14 protein-coding genes are annotated in these 19079 nt (G+C 47.3%); 9 read left to right on the top strand and 5 right to left on the bottom strand.

Going from position 1 to position 19079, the window contains the following annotated elements:
- The first annotated feature begins 24 nt into the window (after nucleotides 1–24).
- The 8 genes from lgt (at nucleotide 25) to Tanf_RS04010 (ending at nucleotide 8735) form a co-directional block, all read left to right on the top strand.
- Nucleotides 25–879: a prolipoprotein diacylglyceryl transferase gene (lgt, locus tag Tanf_RS04045; RefSeq protein ID WP_014225146.1), complete on the top strand. Its 855-nt coding sequence runs from the start codon at nucleotides 25–27 to the stop codon at nucleotides 877–879.
- A gap of 29 nt (nucleotides 880–908) precedes the next feature.
- A complete protein-coding gene (locus Tanf_RS04040; protein WP_087879730.1) occupies nucleotides 909–2087 on the top strand; it encodes an FprA family A-type flavoprotein in 1179 nt (392 codons plus the stop codon).
- A 13-nt stretch (nucleotides 2088–2100) separates the two neighbouring features.
- Nucleotides 2101–2646, top strand: coding sequence for a hypothetical protein (locus tag Tanf_RS04035; RefSeq protein ID WP_046824983.1), 546 nt, complete (start codon nucleotides 2101–2103; stop codon nucleotides 2644–2646).
- 21 nt (nucleotides 2647–2667) lie between these two features.
- Nucleotides 2668–3480, top strand: a complete 813-nt coding sequence (gene nagB / locus Tanf_RS04030; protein ID WP_046824982.1) for a glucosamine-6-phosphate deaminase — start codon at nucleotides 2668–2670, stop codon at nucleotides 3478–3480.
- Nucleotides 3481–3550: 70 nt separating this feature from the next.
- Nucleotides 3551–4789, top strand: coding sequence for a DUF4421 domain-containing protein (locus Tanf_RS04025; protein WP_014225142.1), 1239 nt, complete (start codon nucleotides 3551–3553; stop codon nucleotides 4787–4789).
- Nucleotides 4790–4976: 187 nt separating this feature from the next.
- Nucleotides 4977–5540, top strand: coding sequence for an L-threonylcarbamoyladenylate synthase (locus Tanf_RS04020; protein ID WP_041591219.1), 564 nt, complete (start codon nucleotides 4977–4979; stop codon nucleotides 5538–5540).
- Nucleotides 5540–6940, top strand: coding sequence for a sugar transferase (locus tag Tanf_RS04015; RefSeq protein WP_046824981.1), 1401 nt, complete (start codon nucleotides 5540–5542; stop codon nucleotides 6938–6940). The genes Tanf_RS04020 and Tanf_RS04015 overlap by 1 nt, the downstream gene beginning before the upstream one ends.
- A gap of 10 nt (nucleotides 6941–6950) precedes the next feature.
- Complete coding sequence (locus Tanf_RS04010) at nucleotides 6951–8735, top strand: chloride channel protein (protein WP_041591218.1); 1785 nt, start codon at nucleotides 6951–6953, stop codon at nucleotides 8733–8735.
- A 45-nt stretch (nucleotides 8736–8780) separates the two neighbouring features.
- Here Tanf_RS04010 and Tanf_RS04005 read toward each other — a convergent pair whose 3' ends face one another.
- Nucleotides 8781–10025, bottom strand: a complete 1245-nt coding sequence (locus Tanf_RS04005) for a M16 family metallopeptidase (RefSeq protein ID WP_236684382.1) — start codon at nucleotides 10023–10025, stop codon at nucleotides 8781–8783.
- Between the two features lie 122 nt (nucleotides 10026–10147).
- On the opposite strand from Tanf_RS04005, the gene Tanf_RS04000 reads away from it, so the two are divergent.
- Nucleotides 10148–10897: a NigD1/NigD2 family lipoprotein gene (locus Tanf_RS04000; protein WP_014225136.1), complete on the top strand. Its 750-nt coding sequence runs from the start codon at nucleotides 10148–10150 to the stop codon at nucleotides 10895–10897.
- Nucleotides 10898–10996: 99 nt separating this feature from the next.
- On the opposite strand, the gene Tanf_RS03995 is transcribed toward Tanf_RS04000, so the two are convergent.
- The 4 genes from Tanf_RS03995 to Tanf_RS03980 all read right to left on the bottom strand — a co-directional run bounded on the left by Tanf_RS03995 (nucleotide 10997) and on the right by Tanf_RS03980 (nucleotide 19059).
- Entirely contained in the window at nucleotides 10997–11875 is an 879-nt protein-coding gene (locus Tanf_RS03995) for a 3-keto-disaccharide hydrolase (RefSeq protein WP_046824980.1), read from the bottom strand.
- Between the two features lie 103 nt (nucleotides 11876–11978).
- Nucleotides 11979–13460: a glycoside 3-dehydrogenase gene (locus Tanf_RS03990; protein WP_014225134.1), complete on the bottom strand. Its 1482-nt coding sequence runs from the start codon at nucleotides 13458–13460 to the stop codon at nucleotides 11979–11981.
- Nucleotides 13461–13615: 155 nt separating this feature from the next.
- Nucleotides 13616–15511, bottom strand: coding sequence for a RagB/SusD family nutrient uptake outer membrane protein (locus Tanf_RS03985; RefSeq protein ID WP_046824979.1), 1896 nt, complete (start codon nucleotides 15509–15511; stop codon nucleotides 13616–13618).
- Nucleotides 15512–15528: 17 nt separating this feature from the next.
- Nucleotides 15529–19059, bottom strand: coding sequence for a TonB-dependent receptor (locus Tanf_RS03980; RefSeq protein WP_371706658.1), 3531 nt, complete (start codon nucleotides 19057–19059; stop codon nucleotides 15529–15531).
- Nucleotides 19060–19079 lie beyond the last annotated feature (20 nt).

Here is a 19079-nt window from a genome sequence, read left to right as displayed (position 1 = left end):
CTTCAATGATCAGCTTATAAGAAAATGTTATCAGATATCACCTGGACAGCAGACCCTGCAATATTTACCATCGGATCGAAAGAAATACGCTGGTATTCACTGATGTTTATCATCGGGTTTGGAATCGGTTATAAAATCGTGGAACGGATGTGGAGACGTGAAAGCATCAATCCGAAATGGATTGACCCGCTCCTTTATTATACGCTGATCGGAACAGTTGTCGGCGCACGCCTCGGACATTGTCTTTTTTACGATCCGGGCTACTATCTGTCGCATCCTATCGAGATCCTGAAAGTCTGGGAAGGCGGTTTGGCCAGCCACGGCGGAGTACTCGGGATTATTGTCGCAATCTATTTCTATTCCAAATACGTATCGCGACAAAGCATGCTTTGGACGTTCGATAAACTCGTCGTGCCGACAGGGCTCGTTGCCGCTCTGATACGCATCGGCAACTTGATAAACCACGAGGTGTACGGCTTGCCCACCGATCGGCCGTGGGGCTTCCGGTTCATTGAGAATTTGCACGCATGGAGACAAGGTGCAGAGCCGATCTTCTCGGCGCCGTCTCACCCGACACAAATTTACGAGGCCGTCTGCTATCTGCTTACGTTCGTACTCTGCATGTGGCTTTACTTCAAGAAAGATGCATGGAAAAAAGAAGGTTTAATCTTCGGCATCTTTATGATTTGTATCTTTACGGCACGGTTCTTTATCGAATTTCTGAAAAATAATCAGGAAGATTTCGAAGCAGCCATGCCGATCAATATGGGGCAATGTCTGAGCATCCCGTTCATCGTGACGGGTATTTATTTCGTCGTACGAGCATGGAGACGTTCGAGGCTCAACATCATAAAACCCAACATGGCACAAACGGTTTAATTCTCTCTATAGAGGCTAATATACACGATATGAAAGCTATTGCGAAAAATATTTATTACGTAGGTGTCAATGACCGCCAAAAACATTTGTTTGAAAACATCTGGCCGCTTCCGGGGGGCGTTTCGTACAATTCATACCTGATCGCCGGCGAGAAAAGCGCACTGGTCGATACCGTCGATATATGCTACTCGGATACCTTCTTCAAAAAAATCGCCAAGATTTTAAACGGGCGTACGCTCGATTATCTCATTGTCGGTCACATGGAGCCGGACCATGCGGGCAGCATCCGCCTGCTGCGCCAGCAGTATCCGGACATGAAGATTGTCGGAAACCGACAGACGTTCGGCATGCTGGCCGGCTATCACAACATCACGGAAGGACTGCACGAGGTAAAAGACGGCGAGAGCCTCGATCTGGGTACACATCAGTTGAAATTCTACATGGCACCGATGGTACACTGGCCGGAAGTGATGTTTACCTACGAAGAAACGGAACGCGTATTATTCTCGGCCGATGCTTTCGGTACGTTCGGCACTCTCGACGGAGGAGTGCTTGATACGGAGATGAATACGGATCGTTATTGGAGTGAAATGATACGCTACTACTCGAACATCGTTGGTAAATACGGCGGCCCGGTGCAAAAAGCGTTGCAGAAACTTTCGGGAGTCGATGTTCAAATGATCTGTTCGACGCATGGCCCCGTCTGGACGGAACAACGCGGTCGCGTCATTGAGATTTACGACCGTCTCAGTCGTTACGAAGGCATCGAAGGGGTGACACTCGTTTACGGAAGCATGTACGGAAACACCGAACTGATGGCCGAAACCATTGCGACGGCATTAGCCGAAGGGGGCATCAAAAACATTGCCATGCATAACGTGAGCAAAAGCCATTCCTCCTATATCCTGCGCGACTTATTCAATTACAGAGGCGTGATTATCGGCAGTCCGACCTATAGCAATCAGCTGTTCCCCGAAATCGACGCATTGCTTCAGAAAATCGAACTGCGCGAACTCAAAAACAGGGTATATGGCTATTTCGGTTCGTTCACCTGGGCCGGTGCGGCCGTCAAACGTCTGGGAACATTCGGAGAGAGCATGAAATGGGAGTGTATCGGCACCCCCGTCGAGCAAAAACAAAGCATCAGTTCGGAAGCAGAATGCATTTCGCTCGGCCGGTCGATGGCGGAAAAAATATTGTCTAAATAAAAAGCTTAACCTCTTGAAAACATTTTCTTTTATACCTTTTTCCCTTTGGATCGGAATCAGTTTATGCAGTTGTACGGGAGGAAATAAGGAGTATGTGTACAACGAAACAGTTAGCAATAATGTGTATTGGATAACAGAGCATTATGTAGAAAGTGTATATGCCGATTTCAAAAACGGCTATATACAAACAGCCTACGAAATGAGAAATGATCCGATGAACGAATTCCGTAACAAAACACCGGAGACTGTTTCAGATAACTTAAAAAAAGAAATCGATAGCGCTTTCGAAAAATTAAATGCTCTCGAACCTTCTGAACAGGCTAAAGATTTTCATCAGGCAATCACTGATTATTTAAATGCAGTAAAAGGTCCTTTAGCTGATGCTTTATTGGCATATTGTACCCTTGATACTCTTGATGAGGAGCAAAAAAATGCATTGACTCAAAAAGTAAATGAAGCTTATGACAAAATATGCGAGATTGAAACAGGTATGTTTGAAGTGCAAAAGACGTACTTCAAAAACGTAGGGTTAAAAGGCAAAGAAAAAGAAACAGATTGAAATCATACAAAATAATTCATCATGAGAGTAATTATTGAACCGACTTACGAGTTAATATCTCAATGGGCCGCGAATTATATCGCCGCAAGAATGAATCAGGCCAAGCCGACAGCCGAAAAACCGTTCGTACTCGGACTGCCGACAGGCTCGTCGCCGCTGGGCACGTATAAAGCGTTGATCCACCTTTATAAGAGTGGGAAAATCTCGTTTCAACATGTGATTACGTTCAACATGGACGAATATGTGGGTATCCCCGAAGATCATCCGGAGAGCTACCATACGTTCATGAAGAAGAACTTCTTCAGCCATGTCGATATTCAGGATAAGAACGTGAACATCCTCGACGGTAATGCCAAAGACCTCGAAGACGAATGTGCCAGTTACGAAGAACGTATCCGTAAAGCAGGCGGAATCGACTTGTTCCTCGGCGGCATCGGGCCGGACGGACACGTCGCTTTTAACGAGCCGGGGTCATCGCTGACATCACGTACCCGTATTAAATCGTTGACAACCGATACGATCATCGCCAATTCGCGTTTCTTCGACCACGACGTGAATAAAGTGCCGAAGACGGCGCTTACCGTCGGTGTCGGAACGGTGATGGACGCAAAAGAGGTCGTTATCCTCGCCAACGGTCATAACAAAGCACGCGCCTTGCAGCAGGCCATTGAGGGCGGTGTGAACCAGATGTGGACGATCACGGCCTTGCAGATGCATCCGAAGGGGATCATCGTATGCGACGAGGCCGCATGTGCCGAGATCAAGGTTGGTACGTACAACTATTTCAAGGATATCGAGAAAAACAACCTCGATCCGAAATCGTTGCTGAAATAAACAGACCGTAAGCAAAGGTCGGGCTGTGTCGGAATGAATTTTCGGCACAGCCTTTTTGATATCTTCGGAGATGATCCATAAACTTCGACGCTTGAAAGAGACAGGCTACCCGGTAACCTTCGGGTATAAGAACTTCTTCGGTGAGTTTCACCTCCGGTTCTCTTTTTTACACCGGGCAACTCGCGCAAGCGGTACGAAGCACGGTTGTTCGAAACCGTATATCTGCTTTTACCGACTTTCTGCCTGTGTGATTGCAGCCATGCTGCTGACCGTCCCGTACAGACTGTATGCACAAGAACCCGACGGTACGAAATCGTTCAGCCCTTTCGCCTCCAAACTGTACGCAAGATATGCCCGACAGCGAGCAAAGAACAAGCCAGACTCAGCTTATCTGAAATACGAAGGCAATATGCTCAAAGTTCGTATCATCAACACCATTCAGGCACCAAGGCTCGGGATTTCACCTCTGAGCAACCGAAACAAGGAAATATTGTTTCGCTCCCAACCACTCGAATACATCGGATTCGATTTAGGGTGGAACATCTTCTCCGGAGGATACAGTATCAGCTTGAACAGAACGCGCAAAAGCAGCAATGAACGATTCAGTTTCAATACATACACACGTTTCTTCGCCCTCAACCTCGAAGCCTATTGGTTGAAAGAGTTGCACGCCTCGAACTCCGAAGACTCCGCACCGGATGAAACACGGTTGGGCGGAAGTTATTTCCGCACCCGCTCTGCGCAGGTAAGTATCTTTACAAACGGACGAAAAATGGCATACGGAAACACGATCAATCCCGTCTACCGGCAAATCAAAAGTGCAGGCACCTTCGCCTTTGCGCTTACCTATTCGGATTACCGGCTTGATATGAACTTCGGAACAAATCCGAAAGATGGACATGAAGCAGCTCAGACAGCGGAAATGGTCGGTATTGATTATCTGAAATTATTCAAGTACGAAGTCGCCGCCGGATATTCTTACAACTTCGTGGCAGGCCGACATTGGGTGCTCTTCGTCTCGGACATGATCGGGCTATCGGCCAAACATTACAGCTACGAAATGCTTCATGACGAAGGGGTAACCCGGAAAGCCACGTTCGGCGGATGCAACTATGCACGGTTAGGGGCATGTTACTACAATAAAAATTTTTTCATCGGACTGCATGCGCACAATGAGCTTGATATCCTTCAGACCGGACGATTTATCTTCAAAAAAAGCAATACGACAGGAATTTTATATGCCGGCTATAAATTCAAAGTAGACCGGTTCAACGAAATGGTGTCCAAACTTTTGAATATGGATAAATAAAGTTCCCGAACTGCTGCATTCTCCACCCAATTTAACGGATGCACTTCCTCATCTTATCGGCTTACCCGCGCTTCACCGGAAACCGCCATCAAAGCCTCTCACCGTTTCTCCTGTATAATTTTGGCGCTCATTTAATATTTTTCTATTTTTGTCTTTTCTAAAAAGCATGGAAGAAATAACTGAAAACATAACAGACGATTTAAAAGAAGCATGCCGGGTATTGCAGGCGGGCGGACTGATTCTCTACCCGACGGATACGATCTGGGGCATCGGTTGTGACGCTACGAACGAAGAAGCTGTGCGTAAAGTGTACGAACTGAAGCAACGCGCTGACCACAAGGCGATGCTGGTACTGGTCGATAATCCTGCCAAGCTGAACGGCTATGTAGACGAAGTGCCCGATGTGGCGTGGGATCTGATCGAACTATCCGACAAGCCGTTGACCATCATTTATTCCAATGCCAAAAATTTAGCGCCCAACTTGGTAGGTGAAGACGGCAGCGTAGGCATACGCATCACACACGAGCGTTTCTCACACAATTTGTGCGAACGGTTTCGCAGGCCCGTCGTTTCCACTTCGGCCAATAAAAGTGGGGAACCTGCGCCCTCATCCTACAGCGACATCTCGCAATCGATCCGTGACGGAGCAGATTACATTGTCCGCTATCGACAGACGGAGCAGATACAGGCACGGCCGTCAGGCATCGTCAAAGTCGGCCGGGGCGGACTGATTCAAGTAATACGGGAATAATGAACAGGCACAGGCAGAGACTGAAATACCTCCTTTCCGATTTCGTCACGGCAGTCATCGTGTGGTGTCTCATGAATATACTTCGCTACTACGAGGTAGCCCGGTACGACGGTTTTCATTCCTTAGGCCAGTTTCTGACCTTTCATCAGGTCATTATAATGCAGCTCTTTATCCCACTCTTCTGGCTTGCGTTATACTATCTTTCGGGGTACTACAACCGTCCTTTCGGGAAGTCGCGTATTATCGAATGGTTTACGACATTCGTCAGCATTACCATCGGAGTCGTTCTGATTTTTTTCTCCGTCATCCTCAACGACCTGCCTCGTTCTTTTGAAATCTATTACAAGATATTCCTCTCGTTCGGTGCGTTACAGTTCATTCTCACCTACACGTGCCGTTATCTGATAACGAGTCATGCGCTTCATATGGTGAAACTACGGAAATGGGCGACGAATGTGTTAGTCATCGGAACGGGACGGCAGGCGCTTCAGGTGTGTGACGATCTGACAAGGTTAGGTTATCGGATGCTCGGTTTCGTACAAGGCCCTGCGACGGACGATACGACTATCGATTCGCAGGAGATAGCCGGCACCATCGACGATTTACCCGAACTTATGGCCACAAGTCCGGTACACGAACTGATCCTCGTTCCCGATCCCGAATGCCACGAAGAGACCATACGCATCCTCTACTCGCTTTACCATTACAAATGTCCCATCAAAATCTGGGCAGACAAAAACAATCCGCTAACCCGTGCGGAGGTGAAGACCATACACGGCATTCCGCTGATCGACGTCACAAGTAACAACTTCTCCGAAGCCGGTAAAAACATCAAATGGCTGGCCGACAAGATTGCGTCCCTGCTTGCGCTCGTTTTACTCTCGCCGCTCTATGCCTACATTGCTGTGCGCGTGCGGAAAGACTCGAAAGGTCCTGTTCTTTTCCGGCAAGAACGTATCGGGTACAGGGGCAAGCCATTCACGATTTATAAATTCCGTACGATGTATGCCGATGCGGAAAAACGGGGACCGATGCTAACAGCCCAGAACGATACGCGTGTGACGCCGTTCGGCCGTTTCCTGCGCAAGTACCGCCTCGACGAGTTACCCCAGTTCTGGAATGTGCTCCGAGGGGATATGTCGCTCGTCGGACCTCGTCCCGAGCAACGCTATTACATCGATCGTATTGTTCGCAAAGCACCGTATTATTACCTCCTGCACAATGTCCGTCCGGGCATCACCTCGTGGGGAATGGTGAAATACGGATACGCCGAAACAGTCGACAAGATGATCGAACGTCTCGCCTACGACATCCTCTATTACGAAAACATGTCGCTGGCTCTCGATATTACGATTTTAATCTATACCGTAAAGATTGTATTTACGGGGAAAGGAGTATAAATTGACAACATTGACAAACGAAGGACGATTTTATAAATTTCTGCTCTGGCGCGAAAAGCATATCAAAGAGCGTTCCTTTATTCTTCTCATCAGTTTTCTGGTAGGAATCGCCGCCGCGATGGCCGCACTGCTTCTCAAGTTTCTCATCCATTCCATCCAGCACCTGCTGATGGGACATTTTCAGGAAGGAGCGAACTACTGGTTGCTGGTTTATCCGATTATCGGCATTTTGCTGGCCGGTTTGTTTGTGCGTTATATCGTGCGCGACGATATCAGCCACGGCGTCACCAAAATTCTGTATGCGATCTCGCAACGCAAGAGCCGGATCAAACCGCATAACATATGGAGCTCGTTAGTAGCCAGCTCCGTTACCATCGGGTTCGGGGGGTCCGTCGGCGCCGAGGCGCCCATCGTATTGACAGGTGCCGCCATCGGTTCGAACTTGGGACGGCTCTTTCGCATGGAACAGAAGACCCTGATGCTACTCGTCGGATGCGGAGCGGCCGGGGCCATAGCCGGTATTTTCAAGGCCCCCATTGCCGGGTTAGTGTTTGTCATCGAAGTGCTGATGCTCGACCTGACCATGACCTCCGTACTGCCGCTACTGATCGCATCGGTAACGGCTGCCACCATGTCTTACATCTTTTCCGGCACTGAGGCCATGTTCCAGTTTTCACAGACCGAGGCGTTTTACGTCAGGCGTATCCCATACGTGCTGCTGCTGGGCATTTTCTGCGGAATTGTTTCCCTGTATTTCACCCGCAGCATGATCCGTATCGAAGGCTGGTACCACAAACTCCCGCAGCAATGGCAAAAGTTCATTCTGGGGGCAGCGATGTTGAGCATCCTGCTGTTCCTCTTCCCCCCGCTCTACGGCGAAGGATACGACACGATCGAATCGCTTCTCGACGGACGGTTTGCGAACCTGATCGACCGCAGTCCGTTTCATCAGATCGATATCGGTTACTGGAGTATCATCATCTTTCTGGGTTTGATCCTGCTCACCAAAGTATTGGCATCAGCCGCCACGAACGGAGGAGGCGGGTGCGGCGGCATCTTTGCGCCCAGTCTTTACATCGGATGCATTGCCGGCTTTCTTTTCTCTCATATACTGAATTATTTCGGCACTTCCATCGAACTATCGGAAAAGAATTTTGCACTGATGGGCATGGCCGGCACCATGGCCGGCGTGATGCATGCCCCGCTGACGGGCGTGTTCCTCATCGCCGAGCTGACGGGGGGGTACGATTTGTTCCTTCCGCTGATGATCGTATCGATCAGCTCGTACGCAACGATCAGGGCCTTCGAACCGCATAGCATTTATTCCATGCGTCTGGCGCAAAAAGGAAAACTCCTGACACATCATAAGGATAAGGCCGTACTGACACTGATGACCGTGAATAGCGTGATCGAAACGGATTTTATCCCCGTGCGCCCGGAGATGACCCTCGGGGAGCTCGTGAAAAACGCTATTGCGGAGAGCTCGCGAAGTATGTTCCCGGTGGTCAATAAAGACGGCGTACTGTTAGGTCTCGTCTTGGTAGACAATATCCGCAATATCATGTTCCGCCCCGAATTGTATGAACGCTTCCACGTGTCTCGCTTTATGGTTTCGGCTCCGGCTAAAATCGTCGAAGGGATGCCTATGGAACAAATCATGCGTATGTTCGATGATACGAAAGCATGGAATCTGCCGGTCGTCAACGAAGAAGGGAAATACATCGGCTTCGTCTCGAAGTCGAAAATCTTCAATGCCTATCGTGAAGTGCTCGTCGGAACCTTCTCGGGCGATTGAGCAGCAAGCCCTTCCATGATCCTGATTCGTACTTCGCACGTTGTATTACTCGTAAATCAACGAGTAGAGTCGTTCGGGAGCAAAAATTTCATTGGCCGCTTCGAGAATCTGCGAGGCCGTCACGGCTTCGATACGGCAGATAACTTCCCTCAAAGAGTCGTATCGGCTGGAATGAAGAAACGACTTCCCGAATCCGAGAAACAGACTTTCTCGGTTATCACCGGCGACGGCAAGTTGTCCGATGGCCTGTTTTCGGGCGGCGGCCAGTTGCGTAGTCGTAAGCTGCGTACGACATAATACGTTCAGTTCACGCCGGATAAGCTCAAGCACCTTCTCACGGTTCTTCGGGTCGGCCCCGAAATAGATGGCACACACGCCGGTGTCGGTATATCCCGTAAGATTCGATTCCACTTCGTAGACTAATCCTCTTTTTTCGCGCAGAGCCACATTCAGACGGCTGTTCATCCCGGAGCCGCCGAGTATGTTATTGAGCAGGAAAAGCGAGGTGCGGCGTTTGTCATACATATCGTATGCCCTCCCTCCGATGATGGCATGCGACTGGTGCGTTTTCTTCTTCTTTCGCAACTCCCGAGGTACAGTCGGCCGTGGCCGTTCACGCCTGTGCACCGCCGGATGAACGGGGAGGTCCGACCAGTACACCTCAGCCATGCGTACAATCCGCCGAAAATCCGTACGTCCCATGGAGAAAAAAATCATGTTCTCTGCCGTGTAGAAACGTTCTAAAAACGAGCGGCCGGCCTTGGTGTCGAATGTGCGTATCGATCGCTTATTACCCAGGATATGACGTCCTAACGGATGACCGTCGAAAAGAAGATTCTCGTATTCGTCAAAAATCAATTCGGAAGGCATATCCTCATACGAACTGATCTCGTCGAGAATCACCTCTCGCTCCTTTTCAATCTCGTGTGCCGGAAACTGCGAACGGATTACGATATCGGCCAACAATTCAATCGCCCTGCGATAATGTTCTTCCATAAAAACGGAATAGATAAATGTCTCTTCTTTCGTAGTATAAGCATTCAACTCACCGCCGACGGCTTCCATGCGGTTCAAGATATGCCACGCCTTGCGCCTCACCGTACCTTTGAACAGCATGTGCTCAACGAAGTGCGCCAGCCCTGACTCGTTCGACGCCTCATCACGCGTACCTGCATGCACCGCAACCCCGCAATAAGATATCGCTGCATCCGTAGGAAAATGCACAACGCGCAGACCATTGGGCAACGTATGTAAAAGATAATGCGATCTATCCGTAGGATTCATCCTCATTGTATTGTATAAGGCTGCAAAAATAGCACTTTTTTTGTTTTTAATATTATTTAAGAGGAAGCAATGCAACATTGAAGCCGTGATACGCATCATGCTTATGAATTTTGTAATAAAAAAACGAGATGAAGACAAAGAGATTATTTTTCAACTGTGCAGGCGGAGTGATGATCGCCCTGTTCTTAAATTCGTGTAACCTGGATAATAACGGTTATTCACTGGGGGATGTATGGTATTCGTTGGCCACCGTAAATCCTTTAGACAATGGAAGAATTTATTCGCTGACCCTCGACGATGGAAAAACGTTATGGCCGGCAGCCACACGAGCTCCTTACTATAAACCGAAAGCCAATCAACGGGCATTCGTTTATTATACGATTCTTTCCGATTCGTTTCAAGGATATAACCATGCCGTGCAGATACACGATATCCGTAACATTCTGACCAAGCCTTTTGTCGATCAGTTCAACCCCGACAGTCTGGATGTGAGATACGGAAAAGATCCTTTGAAAATCATGGATATGTGGATGGGTGATGGTTATCTGAATGTACAGTTCGGATTCAACTACGGTGGCACGAAAGTACATTATATCAACCTTATACATCGTCCGAAGGGAGACAATCCCTACGTTTTCGAGCTCCGTCATCATGCATATGGGGATCCGCAGCGCTATGGACGTAAAGGGTTGGCGGCTTTTGATTTGTCCAAATTGAAACTGGAAAGTAAAGAACCCACGCTGACCGTGCTGGTAAAAACGTTTAAAGGAGATAAGGAATATACGATCAAATATAAGAAGAAGCACACATCGAAGGCCACACCATATTCGATTAAAGACAAAGATTTAAGCGATCTGGATTTCGTAGCGACGAAATGACGATCTGTTAATAATGTTGTTTGTTGTTCTGAAAGAAGAGGGTGTGCCTGTTGGAGTACACCCTCTTTGTCGTAAGAATTATGAATTAAAGGGAGAAATTTATTCTAAGACTTTAATTCGGATGTTTCGGTACCATACCGTATCGCCATGATCCTGTAATCCGAAGAATCCTTCTCTGTTTTCCCCGCCGCAATTGTTGAGCAACTCGAATGCCAATGGCCATTTTTCCTGGCTGAATTTACTCTTTTGCAGCATTTCTGTCCATTGCGGAGTCCATAAATGATATTCCACCACGGCCTCATCGTTCTGATAATGAACCACCGTACCCTTGTAGCACATGATTTTTGCCTTGTTCCATTCTCCAAACACTTTTGAATTCTGGGGATTGGCCGGAATCATGTCATACAACGATGCTGACTGACGGTTACCGTCTTTGCCTAACTTGGCATCCGGATGATTCGCATTGTCAAGTATCTGATACTCGGGAGCAGAGATATACGAAGGCTGGGTCTTCCAATTACCTTGTTCATCGGGGGATTCTACTTCCTGAATCATATAGAAAATACCGGAATTAGAGCCTTTGTCGACTTTCCATTCCAGCTCAAGTTCGAAGTTGCTGAACTTGTGAGCGAAGATAATGTCTCCGCCATCTTCCGCACCGGCTTCTCCCTTGCCCGAGCCGGTCATCTTGATACAACCGTTTTCGATCGTCCAGCGAGCCGGCATGTCTTCGCGTCCGTAACCGCGCCAACCATCGAACGTCTTGCCGTCGAACAGCGTAATCCATCCGTCTTTATCTTTGGCAAATTTTGCCAGATCGACAGTCGGCAAGTTTAACGTCCGGTATTCAGGAGCGGCCTGAGCCGTAGGAACAGAATCGGTCGCCGCCGTATCGGCGCTTTCGGCTTTTTTCCCTCCGCCGCAGGAGGCAAGAGCTATCATACCGACAGCGCTTGCAACTAATACACTTTTCTTCATTGTTTATCGGTTTAATTTTTGTAAGTAAGAAAAGACGGAGCGCACGATCCGCAACTCTCACGGAAAGCTCTCCGTCTTCGTCTATGTATTCATTATTTTCCGCTTACGGCATATCCGGCAACTTCCAGCCTGCGCGATACGTATGCTTCACCAATTCCTCGGCAAACTGTTTCGCATTCATCGGCTCAGTGAATTTCTTGTCGAACTTGGGATCGCCGTCCACCACTTTGAAGTCGTCACTGATCTGGATTTTGAGCATCTCGTCATCCTTGATATTCGTAAACTTCATGTTCTGTCCGTCCCAATCGAGCACTTTGTTCAGTCCCTGCAAACGAACCGCCAGTACTCCCATCACGACCATTTCGTTGAACGGTCCGGCTTCGGAGAAGTCCGACTTCGGCTTCACGCGGTTTGCCGGGCTTTCCTTACATGCGCGCACCCAATCCTGCTCGTGGCCGCTCTCTGCGTCGGACACCCGACGTTCTACCTTCGGCGCATTCGGTACACGTCCCGAAAGCAGGAATGGGTCACGTCCGTAGCATCCGCAGATCAGCGTATCTTTCGTACCATGGAAAATACATAATCCGCCTCCGCCCTGCATCAGTTGCTTGCCTTGCGGGAATCCTTCCGGACGGTCAGGCATCATGCCGCCATCGTACCAATGTATTTCAACTTCGGGAAGCGCTAACTTAGGCATATTTTCACGCGCCGGGAAGATCAGCTTCACATGCTGTGCCTGCGGAGCGCAGTCAGTCAATAACAACGTCGAAGAAGCTTCGGCATGAATCGGAAAGCCCAGTTTCAGCGCCTTGAAAGCCGGATGCATGATATGGCATGCCATATCTCCGAGAGCACCTGTACCGTATTCCCACCATCCGCGCCAGTTCCACGGATGATAGATGTTGTTGAACGGTCTGAGTTTACCCGGTCCTGTGAACAAATCCCAATTCAGCGTCGAAGGTATTTTATCGACTTTCGTCGGGGCATTCAGACCTTGTGGCCAAATCGGACGGTCGGTAGCGCAATCCACGCGTTTCACCTCACCGATCTCGCCGTTCCAGATCCATTCGCAGACCTGATTGACACCTTCGCCCGATGCTCCCTGATTACCCATCTGGCTTGCGATCTGATATTTCTCAGCCAGCTTCGTAAGCAGACGCGATTCGTAAACCGAGTGGGTCAACGGTTTTTGTACGTAAACGTGCTTGCCCAGCGTAATGGCATCGGCCGTAACGATCGCGTGCGTGTGATCGGCCGTAGCCACGATCACCCCGTCGATCGATTTGCCCATTTCGTCGTACATCTTCCGATAGTCCCAATACTTCTTGGCTTTGGGATGCGCATCGAATACTTTTTTGGCATACTTCCAGTCCACATCGCAAAGAGCGACGATGTTTTCGGTCGGCGACACTTTCTTGATGTTGGCATTTCCCATTCCGCCGATACCCACAGCGGCAATATTCAACTTATCCGTCGGGGCGGTATAGCCATGACTTTTACCTAATACACTGCTCGGGACGAACGACAATGCTGCAGCGGCAGCAGCTCCCTGTTGGAGAAAACTTCTTCTTGAAATGTTTGACATAGTTAGTTAAGTTTGATATTGTAATTATAACTGTAAAATACATGAAAAAACCATGCAAATGTAAAGAAAAAAGGAATAAAACAAAAATATTCGTATTCTTTTTTACGCACTTTCATACCGACCTGCTATTCTACAGCTTAATCTTACCATAGCCCCTACCATCCCGGATTCTGCTTCAATGAGGGAGTACGTTTTAACTCATCAGTCATAATAGGAAACCAGTAATGTCTGGGTGTTTCAAAGACACGGTCATCCCGGACTTCAAAACGTTGCATCTTGTATTTCTTACCATCGACTTCGATCTTACCGTTAGCGTCTTCGACAGGCCTCATACCGTGCGAACTGCGTTGTGTTTTAGGATAAGGCCAATGGTCGGCATTGGTATATGCTTTTTCAAGAGCAATCATCTCAGGATCATCCGGTTCTAAGTACAATCTGCAATGCCATATACGATGGTTCTCATAAAAGAGTTCGACACGTCGTTCCCGCTGTATGTATTGATTCATCAGCTTCTTGTCCGTCTTTGCAGCAGGAGGAATCGGTGCCATGAACGAACGAGCGCGTATTTCGTTGAGTAGAGCATATATTTCTTCATTGGGCCCTGTCGTTTCATTGACGGCCTCACAATAGATATAGATGAATTCAGGAAGCCTCCATATGGCAGGAGCGCTGATCGAATGCCCTCCGGAGCCTTTATTCCACCCATCCTTATAAAACTTACGCATATAATATCCTGTGTGAGATGCATTATCAAGATAGCTTCCGCTTACGGCATCATTTTTTTCCGCCGTATTGAGTATACTGCTGCGATAAGAAGAACCATGATAACGAATATCACGGTAGAAACGCGGATCGCGCTTTACGCTTTCATATGGATTTGCGTCGTCATATCCGTCTGTTACTGCGCGCGAGCCATACACCGGATACCCGTATCCATCAGAAGCGATATATTCGTATTCATCGACCTGTTCCTGCAGCGGGCGCTGGCGTGCATGCCCACCTTGTGAAGGAGGCAATACGTCTCCGGACCATCCCGTATCTTTATCTCTCGTTACAAACCAGACCCACTCCTGCTGTATGGCATCCATATCATAAAACATGGTCCACAGTCTTTTATAGACTTTTCCATTGCTTGTGTTTTTATTGTCTATGTCTCCAAAGTCTTTTTCATCATATTTTTTATACAGCCCATAGCGTAAATTCCCATTATGGTCCTTACATTCCAGCACAGCTTTGGCCGCCTGCTTCGCCAATTCCCAGCGTTTGGCAACATATCCGTATTCGTCTTTATATATACGCGTATCGTTAGGAATATTGCCACCATTATACATCGGAGTTGCCGCCATCCATCGCACCACGGCTTTCAGTCCGAGACAAGCGCCTTTGTCTACGCGCCCAAAGTCTTGTCCGCCGTTAAAAGCCGAAACCCTATGATATGCCGAATCAGCATCCGCACATATTCGCTCGACAATTTCATGTGCAGACAATTGCTTGAATTCCATCTTGTCATTGGGCATGATTACACGATCGATGTAGGGCATCTCTCCATAAGCGCGCAATAAAAGAAAATGCAGGTAGCCTCGCAGGAAATACGTCTCACCGACACGTTTTGTGATGTCTCCTTCACGTCCCATCTGCGGATTATCAGGTGTATCATATTTTTTTACTCCTTCAAGTATAATATTGGCTTTACGCACCTTCTCATATAAATGCTCCCAGTACTGGCCACAGCTACTGCGAGAAGGCATCCCTTGCGACGGGCCATAATTACCGATATGAAACTGATGAGGAATCGCTGCCTCATGACTGCTGGCACTGCACTCATCGGTAACAGAGGCGGTTCCAAAATGGTTAAAATAAAGCAGCGGTCTATTGGCCGTTTTACAGCCTTCGTAGAGGTCCGTCACTAATTTTTCCACCTTATCATATGAGGTAAACACCTCTTTTTCATTCACTTTATCGTCAGGCGTTTTATCCAAGTAGTCGTCACATCCGCAAAAGATTATTGATAAACACACCAAAAGGCTTGTCAAAAGCTTTATCTTATTCATGTCATTGAGTTTTAAAGTTAATACGTAATATTAATGCCAAAATTAAAAATACGCTGTACGGGATACCATGAACCGTCTCCGCTCCTTGTTTCCGGATCGACATCTACCTCTCCCAGATTATCAAAAGTTAAAAGATTCATTCCCTGTGCATATATTCTGAAGTTTTGTAATCCTGCGAAACGAATCGCACTTTGGGGAAGCGAATATCCGATTTCCAAGTTCTTCAGACGCAAGTATGAAGCGTCATATAAGAACAAACTGCTGTGATTATTTTTATTATTGTTATTCGCTCCATAAGTCAGTCTCGGATACTTTGCTCCCTCTTTTCTTTCTTCTGTCCATCGCTCAAGGTGCATCGGTTTTACTTTGCCGATTTGATCCTGTTCATATGCAGGAAAATCCCACACAGCAGCCCCGTTAAGCAACACACTGCTGTGGCCTGAACCCTGGAAGAGCAAGCTAAAATCCAAGCCCTTATATTGTATTCCGATCGGAATACCGAATTGTATTTCGGGAGTTCTCGGATATCCCATAGGTATACGGTCTCCTTCGTTATCAATCTTACCGTCTCCGTTGAGGTCTTTATATACAACATCACCGGGATAAAGTTTTCCCCATGGCTGAAAGCCACTGCCACTGTTCATCGCATTTAAACGGTCGGCCTCCTCCTGATCACGAACAAAATGGTCTGCGATGTAAACAAAATGCTCGCCAATACGTTTGCCGGTATTTCTACGGTAGTCGTTATCATAATTTATCTCGTTCATAAATTTGATCTTATTCCGAGCGAATGTAAAGTTAGGCTTTATGTAATAACGAAGATTTTTCCCCACACGTCCGTTCCAGCCTATTTCGAAGTCGACACCATAATTATCGACAATACCTGAATTGATGAATGGTGCGTCTTTGCCTACAATATCAGGGAATCCAAGTTTATCACTACCGTTCAAACTCGTAATAATGTCATAGCGATGTTCCCTGAAATAATCGAACGAGAATGTAAGACGTTCGTTGAAGAGCGATGCATCCAATCCGATATTGAGTTTTTGAGCTTTTTCCCAGGTCAAATCAGGGTTGGCGAAATTCCCTTCGTGCAAGCCATCATAACGACTGCCGAACTCATTTACACCAAAGTTATAACCGTTACCTCCTCTGTAAAACTGCAGATAGGCGAAGCGATCATCGTCCAAATCGGATATCATGTCGCTCCCGACTAACCCGAAAGAACTTCTTATCTTTAACATATCCAACCATGAATTCGCTTTTTCCATAAATGATTCGCGCGATATGACCCATCCTACAGAAGCAGCCGGAAATGTTCCGTAGCGTTTGCCCGGAGCAAAGTTTTCCGAACCATTATACCCTATGTTAAATTCAGCCAGATACTTATTCTCATAGCCATACGTAATCCGTCCGCTAATTCCCTGATAACGATAATCTACACGATTATCATATGTTCGTGTCGAGCGGTTGAACAGTATGAGCCCTGAAACATCGTGTGCCCCAAACCGACGTAAATAATCGAGTTTCAACTGATAATATGTTTTACTTTGCGTCGGATTATGCTCCAAATTATTGCTGATCGTTTCATCCGTGTCATACCAGGGGTTGCCCAATTTATATTTACCATCATACGAAGTGTGATTCATGTAATAAGAGCCATTATTCCCTTCTTCCGGTTGAAACGTGGCATACCTTCCATAATGGGCGTATCCGTCGGCGCGTGTCTCGAGAAGACGCCGAATCCATCGTCCCTCTTCCGCATCATACGAAAAAACGCCCTCTATTTTTAGCCCTTTGGTGATAAAGTCAAGACGGTGTCCGATGGCAAAAGAACCGTTTAAATAAGTCTTCTTCTCATTCAGATAGCCCGTACGTGACAATTCGCCCAATATGTTATAGCGGTGCTGGTAGTCTCCATACAATAATCCATATGGATTTTTCAGCACATATTTCTGATTGTCCGCATGACCGTTATCAGGCAGCGTAATTGGCAAATAAGGAGGCTGTGTATTACAGATGGCGACTATTCGGGAGGCCGTCGTTCCGGGAGCATTTCGATCCGTTATACGCGCCCCCAAATCAACTTTTACGTAGAAATTCTTCGTGATATTTACATCAACATTGGCCCGGAAATTATATCGTTTGAAAACAGCTTGCGTTTCATATTGTGTGAGATCGGTATGTTTGTAGTTGCCGCTTTGCTCATAATAGTTGGCCATTACATAATAACGCGCCCGATCGGATCCCCCTCGTACCGAAAGACTGTAATCCTGCTGCATTCCGGTTTGAAATGCATAGTCGAAATAATCGTTATCATATCCCAAGCCGTCCGAATTATCCCCTTTCGCTCTCCGATAATCGGCAATCGCTTTCTCCGAAAAAAGGGTCAATTTCGACCGATCAACGTTCGGATTGCTATTAATCACAGCTTCATTATAAAGCATGGCATAATCGGCAGAACCTAAGTATTTCGGAAATTTCACAGGGTTATTCGTGCCAACGGACGCCTTGAAGTTGACGGTAGCCTTTTCTTGCGCTTTTCCGCGCTTCGTTGTTACAATAATGACTCCATTGGCCCCGCGTACTCCGTAAGGCGCTGTTGCCGAAGCGTCCTTGAGAATCGTAAATGTTTCTATTTCTTCCGGAGCAAGATAACTCATGTCACGTTCTACCCCGTCGACAATAATGATCGGAGACTGATCGCCATAAGTACCCGTACCGCGTACTCTCAGAGTGGCTGCATCAACGCCCGGCTCTCCCCCGCTGAATTGATTGACCATTAATCCCGGCATACGTCCTGCAAGCGCATTATTAAGATTCGCCGTGGGACTTTGTTGCAGATCTTTCGTTGTGATAGTAGCAATCGAGCCTGTAATCGTCGCCTTCCTTTGCGTAGTGTATCCTATGACAACCACCTCTTCCATCGCCTTGCTGTCTTCCACCAACCGAACTGCGATCCGGTCTCTGCCATTAAGTGCGACCTCTTCGGGCTGAAACCCGACATACGAAAAAACCAACACCGCATCGGCATAAGGAACTTCAATCGAGAAAACGCCCTCCGCATCTGTAATAGTCCCGACAGACAAACCCTTAACCTGTATATTTACACCGGGTAAGGGATCATTGAGATGATCGACTACGGTTCCCGTAATGTTCACTTTTCGCTGATCGGGGGCATGTACGCGCTCCCCGTTTTTTTCTGAAGAAGGAAACAATACGACTTGTCCGTTTCTCTCCCTGATGGAGATATTCTTCCCTTTTAAGGCCATTTTCAGCGTCTCTTCCAATGTCGAATTTTTGACTTGAATCGAGATCGTTTCATCGTCATTTACAATTTCATTGGAATAAATAATGCTTACACCTACTTGTCTGTGAATCTCATCAAAGAGTTGTTGCAATGTAACATTTTTCATTGTCAGGCTGACTGAAGATTTTAGGACATTGGCATGTACCGACAGTCCAACCACAGATAATAAGCAAACAACAAGCGCTCTTCGGCAGCCGAAAGCAAATCCGAGGCCTTTTCTTTTGTGTGAATTACTCATCTTTCCCATGTTATTAAAAT

It is taken from the genome of Tannerella forsythia, assembly GCF_001006485.1.
In the GTDB taxonomy this organism is placed as follows: domain Bacteria; phylum Bacteroidota; class Bacteroidia; order Bacteroidales; family Tannerellaceae; genus Tannerella; species Tannerella forsythia.
The sequence above is the reverse complement of the archived record's forward strand: the minus strand, read 5'-3'. Positions and strand labels throughout refer to the sequence as shown.

Coding starts and splice junctions, on each gene's coding strand:
- Tanf_RS04040 (WP_087879730.1), top strand. CDS start 909: ATGAAAGCTATTGCGAAAAATATTTATTACGTAGGTGTCAATGACCGC.
- Tanf_RS03990 (WP_014225134.1), bottom strand. CDS start 13,460: ATGTCAAACATTTCAAGAAGAAGTTTTCTCCAACAGGGAGCTGCTGCC.
- Tanf_RS03985 (WP_046824979.1), bottom strand. CDS start 15,511: ATGAATAAGATAAAGCTTTTGACAAGCCTTTTGGTGTGTTTATCAATA.
- Tanf_RS04000 (WP_014225136.1), top strand. CDS start 10,148: ATGAAGACAAAGAGATTATTTTTCAACTGTGCAGGCGGAGTGATGATC.
- Tanf_RS03995 (WP_046824980.1), bottom strand. CDS start 11,875: ATGAAGAAAAGTGTATTAGTTGCAAGCGCTGTCGGTATGATAGCTCTT.
- Tanf_RS03980 (WP_371706658.1), bottom strand. CDS start 19,059: ATGAGTAATTCACACAAAAGAAAAGGCCTCGGATTTGCTTTCGGCTGC.
- Tanf_RS04005 (WP_236684382.1), bottom strand. CDS start 10,025: ATGAGGATGAATCCTACGGATAGATCGCATTATCTTTTACATACGTTG.
- Tanf_RS04015 (WP_046824981.1), top strand. CDS start 5,540: ATGAACAGGCACAGGCAGAGACTGAAATACCTCCTTTCCGATTTCGTC.
- Tanf_RS04025 (WP_014225142.1), top strand. CDS start 3,551: ATGATCCATAAACTTCGACGCTTGAAAGAGACAGGCTACCCGGTAACC.
- lgt (WP_014225146.1), top strand. CDS start 25: ATGTTATCAGATATCACCTGGACAGCAGACCCTGCAATATTTACCATC.
- nagB (WP_046824982.1), top strand. CDS start 2,668: ATGAGAGTAATTATTGAACCGACTTACGAGTTAATATCTCAATGGGCC.